Annotated in this window: 4 protein-coding genes, 4 tRNA genes and 1 rRNA gene; all 9 read left to right on the top strand. The window is 56.7% G+C overall.

All coding sequences use genetic code 11. The annotated features are described in order from the left end of the window. Window positions 1–103 (top strand): 5S ribosomal RNA (gene rrf, locus ACFOZ5_RS13560); the annotation flags it as partial. Between the two features lie 155 nt (window positions 104–258). Continuing rightward, the gene (locus ACFOZ5_RS13555; RefSeq protein WP_379888183.1) at window positions 259–1221 is read left to right on the top strand and encodes a biotin--[acetyl-CoA-carboxylase] ligase; all 963 of its coding nucleotides are present in this window, start codon (window positions 259–261) and stop codon (window positions 1219–1221) included. Further along, window positions 1218–1955 carry a type III pantothenate kinase gene (locus ACFOZ5_RS13550; RefSeq protein WP_379888181.1) on the top strand — a complete coding sequence of 246 codons (738 nt, stop codon included), beginning with the start codon at window positions 1218–1220 and terminating at the stop codon, window positions 1953–1955. Before ACFOZ5_RS13555 ends, ACFOZ5_RS13550 begins: the two co-directional genes overlap by 4 nt. After that, complete coding sequence (locus ACFOZ5_RS13545) at window positions 1955–2701, top strand: hypothetical protein (protein WP_379888179.1); 747 nt, start codon at window positions 1955–1957, stop codon at window positions 2699–2701. The genes ACFOZ5_RS13550 and ACFOZ5_RS13545 overlap by 1 nt, the downstream gene beginning before the upstream one ends. Window positions 2702–2732: 31 nt before the next feature. Then, a tRNA-Thr gene (locus tag ACFOZ5_RS13540) sits at window positions 2733–2808 on the top strand. Window positions 2809–2850: 42 nt separating this feature from the next. Further along, window positions 2851–2934 (top strand) — tRNA-Tyr (locus ACFOZ5_RS13535). A gap of 9 nt (window positions 2935–2943) precedes the next feature. Continuing rightward, window positions 2944–3018 (top strand) — tRNA-Gly (locus ACFOZ5_RS13530). A 13-nt stretch (window positions 3019–3031) separates the two neighbouring features. Continuing rightward, window positions 3032–3107: transfer RNA gene (locus ACFOZ5_RS13525), tRNA-Thr, on the top strand. A 48-nt stretch (window positions 3108–3155) separates the two neighbouring features. Further along, window positions 3156–3261, top strand: a 106-nt coding sequence (locus ACFOZ5_RS13520) for a GTP-binding protein (protein WP_379888184.1), incomplete at its 3' end; no start/stop codon positions are given.

The following is a 3261-nucleotide window of genomic DNA, read 5'->3' as shown; positions in this document are numbered from 1 at the left end:
AGCGTTCTGGAACCACCTGATCCCATCCCGAACTCAGAAGTGAAACAGAGCAGCGCCGATGGTAGTGTGGCATTGCCCATGCGAGAGTAGGTCATCGTCAGGCTCTTAATACCAAAACCCCAGCACGTAACCGTGCTGGGGTTTTTTATTGGCCGCGAAAAAGTGACTGACAGTTTTCTCCCAACTTTGTTTTTTCCCTCTCCCTGTAGTTTAATCCTCCACCTTGAACCAATAGTCACCGACCACTCGGACAGGCCCATGAATACCAAACCGCTACTAACATTACTTGCGGACGGCGAAATCCATTCCGGAGAATATCTTGCTGAATCCCTGGGTATAAGCCGCACGGCAATCTGGAAGCAGGTTCGCAAACTGCAGGACGCAGGTATCCGGGTCGACACTATTCGGGGGCGCGGTTATCAGTTGGCTGCACCGATGGATCTGCTGTCCGCGGACGGAATCCGCGAGGGGCTGCGGGATGACCTGCGGGAGGGTATATCCCTTGCGGTCCATGACCGTATTGATTCCACGAACAGTGAGATTGCGCGACGCTGGCAGCAGGGCGAGACCGGTTTGCTGGTGTCTGTGGCTGACTGCCAGGAGCAAGGTCGTGGTCGTCGTGGGCGGCCCTGGCAAAGCCCGGTGGGTCAGAACCTGTATATGAGCATCGGAGCCACTATCGGTCGGGGCTTCACGCAACTGGAAGGGTTTAGCCTGGTGGTGGGTATCGCCCTGATTGAGTCACTGAAACTGCCCGAAGGGGCCTGGGCGGGTCTGAAATGGCCTAATGACGTTCTGGTGCATGACCGTAAGCTTGCAGGTATTCTCATTGAGCTTCAGGGTGAGCTGGAGGGTGCAGTCAGGGTCATTGTCGGCATCGGTCTCAATGTGCATATGAAAGAGGAAGCGTCGGTGGATCAACCCTGGACCAGTCTTGGGCTGGCAGTTCCGGGCCAATCCTGGCGTCGCGATAGACTGGCGGCGGGTATCCTCAATCAATTGGTTGATCGTCTGCATGATTTCGAAAAAAGCGGCTTTGCGCCGTTTTCGGAAATATGGAACCAGTACGACCTGTTCCGCGATAAAAAACTCAGGGCTACCAGTGGAGACTGGTCAGGGCTGGGGTGTGGCGTTGACGAGTCCGGTAACTACCTGCTGGATACCGGTCAGGGTATTGAGAAGATCAACGCTGGCGAGATAAGTTTGCGAGTAGCGCCATGAAACTCCTCGTCGATGCTGGCAATACCCGGATCAAGTGGCAGCTCCGGGAAGGCTCCGAGATCCGGTTAGCGGGTTCGGCAACCCTTGAATCCGGCGATTTGTTTGAAGGTATCACCCGGACCGAATGGCAGGATATTCCTTCGATATCCGTGTCAACGGTGCGTTCCGAGCATGCGCGTATCGAGCTGGAGCGCGTTATTAAGGGCTACACCGCCACCCCGGTACGCTTCTTCTGGACCAGGTCCAGCTTCGGGCGGTTGACGTGTGCCTACGAAGATCCCTCTGCCATGGGTGCAGACCGGTGGCATGCTCTGGTAGGTGCCTGGCATGAGATTCAGGGCGCTTGCGCGGTGGTGGATGCCGGCAGTGCGATCACCATCGACTGGATTGACGCAGGTGGTCAGCACCTGGGTGGGTACATTCTGCCCGGGCGGACCATGATGACGGATTCATTGAGGCAGGGCACGGCCAGGGTCCTGTTTGATGCCGGCCAGGCGGAAGGAATATCGCCAGGGCAAACGACTGCCGAGTGTGTCTTCCATGGGGTCAACTGGCTGACCCGTGCGTTAGCAGAGCAGCTGGGCCGCGATCTGGCTGTGCCGGTACTGATTACCGGTGGTGATGGCTCGCTAATCAAGACGGCGCTGGATAATTACCAGGATAGCCGCATACCCCTGGTCGCCTTGCGCCCCGACCTGGTGCTTGATGGGCTGGCTCTGGTGGGGGCGGAATAGTGCGCTGGCTGGTTCTGTTTCTCGTTGTCGCCAATGTGGCGATTTTCCTGTGGTTTTCCGTCAACGAGGCGGAGAACGTCCGATCGGTGGATGAGGGGCGTCTGCCTCGTGTGTCGGAGATCGAGATGATCGACCGGCAGGGTGCGTCCCCAGTGCCGGAGCAGTCTCCCCCGGCCGCCCGCGTTGCTGATCAGCCGAAAATACCGGAGAGTGTTCCGCCGGTTGAAGCGACGCCGGACCCCGGCGCAGAGCAATGCTTCGGGATTGGCTGGTTTGAGGAGGAATCCCACGCTCAGGCCTATCGACGTGAATTCGTTCGACAGGAAGCGGGTGTTGAGTTTCGCGGTTTGACCCGGAAAGAGGAGTCACTTGAGCCCTTTCATTGGGTTATCGTTCCGCCATTGGATAGCCGTGAAGCGGCCCTGGAGCGCTACCGGGAGCTGGTGGCTATGGGGGTGGAAGCCTACGTAGTGCCATCCGGCGAGAGACAGAATGCCATATCTTTAGGGTTATTCCGCTCAAGGCGTTCGGCGGAAGGCGTTCTCCAGCGCCGTCAGCAACAAAACATTGATGCGATACTGGTAATGTTCCCCCGAAATCAGATAAGCTACGCCCTCGTTTTTGAGGGGGTGCCGCCCCGGTCATTTAATGACCTGAGTGATGCCTCCGGCCAAAGCGAAGCCGGTCTACAACTGATTGAATTTAGTGCTTGTGAAGGTGTTGCAACCGCTGAAAAAAATCCGTAGTATACCGCCCTCGCTGATGAGGCGAGCGTGAGCTGGCGTAGCTCAGTTGGTAGAGCAGCTGACTTGTAATCAGCAGGTCGGGGGTTCGATTCCGTCCGCCAGCTCCACTTAAGTTTTTTGAGGTGGCTCCGAACGTTGGGGCTCTCTCTGGAGGGGTTCCCGAGTGGCCAAAGGGATCAGACTGTAAATCTGACGCGTAAGCTTCGCAGGTTCGAATCCTGCCCCCTCCACCACTTATTGATGCGGGCATCGTATAGTGGCTATTACCTCAGCCTTCCAAGCTGATGACGCGGGTTCGATTCCCGCTGCCCGCTCCAATTTTGGTTGAATGCTCATGTAGCTCAGTTGGTAGAGCACACCCTTGGTAAGGGTGAGGTCGGCGGTTCAAATCCGCCCATGAGCTCCAATTTATCCGGTCAACGTTACTTTCTTGTTGATTAGGGAGACTGGTCGAATGTCTAAAGCAAAATTTGAACGTAACAAACCGCACCTGAACGTGGGCACCATTGGTCACGTTGACCATGGCAAGACCACTCTGACGGCGGCACTGACTCGCGTAT

Source organism: Marinobacter lacisalsi, assembly GCF_042651045.1.
Classification (GTDB): Bacteria; Pseudomonadota; Gammaproteobacteria; order Pseudomonadales; family Oleiphilaceae; genus Marinobacter; species Marinobacter lacisalsi.
The sequence above is the reverse complement of the archived record's forward strand: the minus strand, read 5'-3'. Positions and strand labels throughout refer to the sequence as shown.